The 6,560-nt window shown below is 68.1% G+C and carries 3 protein-coding genes; 1 reads left to right on the forward strand and 2 read right to left on the reverse strand.

The genetic code is table 11. From position 1 onward, the window contains the following. Nucleotides 1-4: 4 nt before the first annotated feature. Nucleotides 5-1,030: an LLM class F420-dependent oxidoreductase gene (locus tag ACFWGJ_RS19670; protein ID WP_387326010.1), complete on the reverse strand. Its 1,026-nt coding sequence runs from the start codon at nt 1,028-1,030 to the stop codon at nt 5-7. Nucleotides 1,031-1,303: 273 nt separating this feature from the next. Here ACFWGJ_RS19670 and ACFWGJ_RS19675 point away from each other — a divergent pair, with 273 nt between their 5' ends. Further along, the gene (locus ACFWGJ_RS19675; RefSeq protein WP_387326012.1) at nt 1,304-1,948 is read left to right on the forward strand and encodes a TetR/AcrR family transcriptional regulator; all 645 of its coding nucleotides are present in this window, start codon (nt 1,304-1,306) and stop codon (nt 1,946-1,948) included. Between the two features lie 49 nt (nt 1,949-1,997). Here the strand turns inward: ACFWGJ_RS19675 and ACFWGJ_RS19680 are convergent, their stop codons facing one another. Then, entirely contained in the window at nt 1,998-6,521 is a 4,524-nt protein-coding gene (locus ACFWGJ_RS19680) for a hypothetical protein (protein ID WP_387326014.1), read from the reverse strand. Nucleotides 6,522-6,560: the final 39 nt, after the last annotated feature.

The raw sequence follows: 6,560 nt of genomic DNA on the forward strand, positions 1-6,560 counted from the left end.
GTTGTCACAGCCACTCCTTGACGCGCTCCACCAGACGGGCGGGGTCGGGGCCCACGGGCGTCACATTGAGCATGGTGACGCCCGACTCCCGGAACGCCTCGACTCGGTCCCGTACATAACCCTCGGGTCCGGCCAGGCTGACCAGTTCGCACAGTTCGGCCGGGACGGCGGCCTCCGCGTCCTTCTTGCGGCCCGCCAGGAAGTGCTCCTGGATCGCGGCGGCCTCCGCCTCGTACCCGTAGGAGCACACGAGGTCGTGGTAGAAGTTGCGGCCGGGTGCGCCCATACCGCCGACGTACAGCGCGATGGTGGGCCGCATCAGATCCCGTACCGCCTCCGCGTCCTCCCCGATGGCGAGGAGACCGCCGGCCACCACCGACAGCGGGCCGAGGGCCGTATCGCGCAGAGCCATACCCTGCGCGAGAGGTCCGCCCCACACCTTGGCCGCGTGCTCCGGAACGTAGAGGAACGGCAGCCAGCCGTCGGCGAGTTCGGCCGTCATCCGGACGTTGGCGGGGCCGAGGGCCGCCACGTACACCGGGATGGTGTCGCGGACCGGGCGGGTCAGAAGCTTCAGCGGCTTGCCGAGCGTGCCGCCCTTCTCCGGGGAGAGGGGCATCTCGGTGATGCCCCGGTGCTCGATCACCTCGCGGCGCCAGATGCGGCGGGCCAGTTCGATCGTCTCGCGGGTACGCCCGAGCGGCTTGTCGTAGCGGCGGCCGTGCCAGCCCTCGACGACCTGGGGTCCCGAGGCGCCCAAGCCCAGCAGGGCCCGTCCGCCGGTGAGGGCGTCCAGTCCTGCGGCGGTCTGCGCGATCAGCGCGGGAGTACGGGAGTAGACGTTGAGAACGGCCGCCCCGATCTTCATGCGGTCGGTCCTGGCGGCCAGATATCCCATGATCGTCGGGGAGTCGAAGCCATAGGCCTCGGCGACCCAGACCGCGTCCAGGCCGGCCGCCTCCAGAGCGGCGGCCCGGTCCGCGGCGGCGCGCGGATCTCCGGCGTAGGTCAGGGGTGTGGACAGGTGCATCAGCTGACGTCCTCGGCTACGGGGTCGACACGGTCTCCGGCTCAACCAGACCTAGAACTTACTGAGCGTTCGCTAAGACAGTAGGAGGAGCGGAGGGAACGGTCAACGCCTAGGGAGGAACCAGCTCCGATACAGTGTCACCTCTCCCCCTGGCTCTCCCACCGGCTCCTCCACCGACTCCTCCACTGATCGATCGATAAGCGGACTTTCCTCACGGACGGCATCCCGAGGACATACGATGTCACTCGCCACCGAGCCATCCGAGGAGCGCAGTTGAGCAGCGAACCGAGCCGGGCCACCGTCGTCCCCGCGCAGCACTGGCGCTCGTACGGTCCGCTCGATCTGCACCCCATCCTCCTGCACGCCATGGAGGCCTTCAACGAGCACGGCTACCACGGCACTTCGGTCCGCGACATAGCCACCCGGGTCGGCGTCACCGTGCCCGCGCTGTACTACCACTACGAGAACAAGCAGGCCCTGCTCACCACACTGCTGGAGACGTCCATGAGGGACGTCCTAGACCGCTGCCGGGCCGCGGCGGCCGAGGCGGGCGACGATCCGCTGTCACGTTTCCGCGGCATGGTGGAGTCGATCGTGCTCTACATGGCCAACCGCAAGGGGATGGCCTTCCTGGACACGGAGATCCGCAGCCTGGAGCCCGAGAACCGCGCCCGGTACGTGGCACTGCGCGACTATCTGCAGCACATGCTGCTGGACACCGTCCAAGCCGGCATCCGCGAAGGTGTGTTCACCACGCCGATCCCGGCCGACGCGGTGCGGGCGATCCTCATCATGTGCCAGGGAGTGGCCAACTGGTACCGCACGGACGGCCCGTTGACGGCCCAGGAGGTCGCCGAGCGGCACGTCCTGCTCAGCCTCGGCACGGTGGGACATGCGGGGCCGCGCGCCGAGAGCTGAGCGGCGCGCGCGACAGTGACCGGACACCGCTCGGCGGCAAGGGACTCGCTCAGGTCGTGCCAGCCTGCTGGATGCTGTCGCCGCTGTTGCCGATCGCGATGTACGTGCCGATGCGCCGGAAGTCGTTCATCACGCCGAACATGCTCTTGTCGGACGGCAGGAGCGCCCGCACGGAGGCGTCGTCGGCCAGCCGGGCCCGGAGCATCTCCTTGTAGGCGTTGTAGACCCTCGCCGTGTAGTTGGGCTCCTTCGCCGCGTTCATCCGGTAGTCGTTGGTGAGCGCGATGGAGGCCAGGTCCATCAGATAGCAGTCGATCAGGTCCGTGACGTCCTGCGCCCGGGCCCCGTCCTCGCCCAGCCGGGCGTCCTCCGCAAGGACACCGGCCATCTTCAGGACGATGTCGCGGTAGATCCGGTGCCGGGTGCTGCTGGGATAGGCGGCCATGATGTGGTCGGCCTGACCCGCGCCCTCGGTGTTCATGGTGCGCGGCGTCGTCAGATCGCCCAGCCCCGGTACAGCCAGCGGCACGTTCTGGAACATCTCCTCCTCGTCGGGGATGTCCCGGTTCCGGGAGGCGAGGGGGTGCAGGCCGATCTCGTGGGCCAGCATCCCCATGATGTGGCCGATGCCGTACTTCTCGAAGTAGTAGCTCGCCAGGTTGATGTCGACCCCGGCGTCACCGCGGTCCGTCACATCGGCCGGGGTCTCGGTCGTCCGCACGTGCAGGGTGATCCGGACCCGACGGTCGCCGACGTACTCCTTGATGGTGTCGTGCTTGCGGAGCAGATCGATGATGCGGACCGCCTTGTCGCGGTACGCCTCGTTCGTGTGCTTCAGGTTGGTGAACTCGAAGTTCCCTGACGAGAAGGGGGCGTAGAGCGCGGCCGTCCGGCCCGTCGCCGTGTTCGGGCCCTGACCCGTCGCCGTGGTCGGATCCTGATTCGTCGCCGTGTTCGGGTCCTGGCTCGGGCCCTGGTTCGGGTCCTGGTTCGGGTCCTGCTGCATACGGGCCGGGACTTCGGTGCCGTCCGCGCCGTCGACCGGGCGGGGCAGGGAGACCGGGTCCACCCAGACCGCCTCACGGAGGATCCCCTGGACTCCCTTACGGGCCTCTTCCCAGGTCTGCGCGATGTCCTGCTCATCGGTCCGAGACGTCTGAGACATCTGAGACGTCTGAGACGTCCGAGACCGCTCGGGTTCGGGGCTCACGTCTCCGATCAGCGCGCTCAGCAGGGCCAGGTGCCGTCCGCGGAGCCCGCCCGCGGCGAGCGAGGAGTCCTCGGGGGCGGCTGTCAGGTCACCCAGCAGACTGCCCGCGATGTGCGGGCGATGCGGCGCATCGGCGTCCCGGTACTCGTCCCGGAGTCCGAGCTGATGGCTCAGTTCATGCACCAGCTGCAGCGGATCGGCGTCCGCCCACCACGTGTTCTGGTCCATGGTGCGGTCCCGGCCCACCAGGTCCACCGTCAGATGCGGGGACTTGGAGGGGTCGACGAGCTCGACCGTCACGTGCAGCAGGTCGCCGTTGGGGAGCCGATGGCCGGGCTCGTTGAGCACCTCATGGACGCCGGCGGAGAGTTGCTCGAAGGCGTGCGCCACCTGTGCGTCCGTACCGTGCAGCTGGAGGCGCACCGTGAGGTCCGTGATCTGTTCACCCTGGTACGAGAGCCGCCGGACGTCGAAGCCGGACCGCACCACGAAGCGGGAGCGGTCGTCGCGCGGGCCCACCAGCTGCGGTGTACCGGCCAGGGCCTGTTCGATGCTCTCGCTGATCTGCCGGGCGATGTCGGTGGCTTGCGGGAGCCGGGGGCGGGCCTCGCCCGTGGGGAGGGGCTGCTGGATGCTGTCGCCGCGGTTGTTGGTCGCGAGGTTGGCCGCCAGAGTGGCGAAGTCCCGTACGACACCGAACATCCCCTTGTCGGCGGGGAGCAGTCCTCGGGCGGGGCTGTCCGCGGCCATGCGCGCGGCGAACAGCGCCTTGTAGGCGTTGTAGACCTTGGCCGTGTTACCGGGTTCCTTGGCCGCGTTCATCCGGTAGTCGCTGGTGATCGCGATGGAGGCGAGGTCCATGAGATAGGTGTCGATGAGGTCGGTGACGTCCTTGGCCTTGGCGCCCTCCACGCCCGCCTGCGCGGCCTCGGCCAGCATGTCGGCCATCTTCAGCACGATGTCGCGGTAGATCCCGTGCCGGGTGCTGCTGGGGAACGCGGCCATGATGTGGTCGGCCTGACCGGCGCTGTCGGTGTTCATCGTGCGCGGGGTCCGCAGGTCGCCCAGCCCCGGCACAGGCAGCGGGATGCCTCGGAACATCGACTCCTCGTCGGGGATGTCCCCGTTGCGGGAGGCAAGCGGGTGCAGGCCGATCTCATGGGCCAGCATCCCCATGACGTAACCGATGTCGTACTTCTCGAAGTAGTAGCTCGCCAGGTTGATCTGGACACCGGCGTCACCCAGGTCGCGTACGTCCGCCGGGGTCTCGGTCGTCCGCACGTGCAAGGTGATCCGGACGGGACGGTCGCCGACGTAGGCACTGATCGTCGGATGGTCCCGCAGCAGCTCGATGATGCGGACCGCCTTGTCGCGGTACTTCTCCTCCGTGTGCTTCAGGTTGGTGAACTCGAACTTCCCCGACCTGAAGGGGGTGAGGGTCGGTTCGACGGGGGTGGCGGGGGCCGCGGTCGGGGCCGGGGCTGGCGTCGCGCCGGTCCCCGTGTCGGTGTCGGACTGGGGCAGTCGGGGGCGCGCTTCGCCGGGATGGGCCGCCGGGGTGGATTCCAGGGTCGGTTCCGCGGTGGGTTCCGGAGCGACGGGCCGCTGAATGCTGTCGCCGCGGTTGTTGGTTCCGACACTGGTGGCGAGTGCGGCGAAGTCACCGAGAACACCGAAGCGGCCCTTGTCCCCCGGCAACAGGGCACGCACAGGACTGCCTTCAGCGAGTTGCTCGGCGAACTGAGCCTTGTACGCGTTGTAGACCCTCGCCGTGTAAGCCGGGTCCCGCACCGCCCGCGCCCGATGGTCGTTCGTGACCGCGATGGACGCCAGGTCCATGAGGTAGGTGTCGATCAGGTCCGTGACGTCCTTCGCCTTGGCACCCGCCACGCCCACCCGCGCATGCTGGGCGAGCACTTCGGCCATCTCCAGCACGATGTCGCGATAGATGCCATGCCGGATCGTGTGCGGGAACGCGGCCATGATGTGGTCCGCCTGACCCGCACCCTCGGTATTCATGAACCGCGGCGTACTCAGAGACTCCAACCCCGGAACCATCAGAGGCATACCCCGATACAGATCCTCCTCCTCAGGAATCTTCGCATTACTCGAAGCCAGAGGATGCAGACCGATCTCATGGGACAACATCCCCATGATGTAACCGATGTCGTACTTCTCGAAGTAATAACTCGCCAGGTTAATCTCAACACCGGCAGCACCCAGGTCACGCACATCCGCGGGCGTTTCCGTCGTCCGCACATGCAGAGTGATACGGACAGGACGGCCGTCGACGAAACTCTTGATCGTGCTGTGCTCATCCAGCAACTCGACGATCCGGACCGCCTTATCGACGTACCGGTCCGTCTGATTCAGATTCGTGAACTCGAAATTGCCCAACTTGAACGGGCGGAAGACCGGCTCCGGCGCGGTGGGCGCCGCGTTCGGATCCGGCTGCGTACGCGCCGGAACCTCGGTGGCCGTCGTGTCACCTGCGGAGGATCGGGGCAGCGAGACCGGGTCCACCCAGATGGCCTCGCGACGGACCTCCTTGGCGCCCTTGCGCACCTGCTCCCAGGTCTGGTCGGTGTCCTGCTGCGCGCCTGGCTCCGCGGTCCGCGGAGTCACATCCCCGATCAGGGCACCGAGCAGCGCCAGGTGCCGCCCGCGAAGCCCGCCGGCGGCCAGCGAGGAGTCCTCGGGCGCGGCGTTCAGGTCACCCAGCAGGCTGCCCGGGATGTGCGGCCGGTGAGGGGCGTCGGCGTCGCGATACTCATCCCGCAGACCGAGCTGATGGGTCAGCTCATGCACCAGCTGTACGGGGTCGGCGTCAGCCCACCACGCCACCTGATCCATCGCCTGGTCCCGGCCCACCAGATCCACGGTCAGGTGCGGGGACTTCGAGGGATCGACCAGCTCGACGGTCACGTGCAGCAGGTCGCCGTTGGGGAGCCGGTGACCGGGGTTGTTGAGGAACTGATGGACGCCTTCCTGAAGTTGCATGAAAGTGCGGGCGTTCTGCCCGTCCGTGCCGCCACGCATCGCGATACGGACCGTGAGGTCGGTGACCGGATCTCCGTCATAGGTGAACCGCCGCGCATCGAAATCGGACCGCACGACGAACCGCGGCCGTTTGTCTCGCGGACGGGTGGCACGCGGCGAGCCGGCCGGTCCCGTGTGCGGCACTGCATCCGCGCCCCTGCCGGTCAGCCGCGGGCGCGCTTCGCCGGTCTCGGCGTTACTCGGGGCGGGTGTGGCGGTCTGGATGCTGTCGCCCTGGTTGTTGAACGCCACGCTGCTGCCCAGACCCAGGAAGTTGCTCGTGACGTTGTACCAGCTCTTGTCCGCCGGGAGCAGACTCCGCACGGGGCTGTCCGCTGCGAGCTGCGCGGCGAACTGCTCCTT

Source organism: Streptomyces sp. NPDC060205 (assembly GCF_042728395.1).
In the GTDB taxonomy this organism is placed as follows: Bacteria; Actinomycetota; Actinomycetes; order Streptomycetales; family Streptomycetaceae; genus Streptomyces.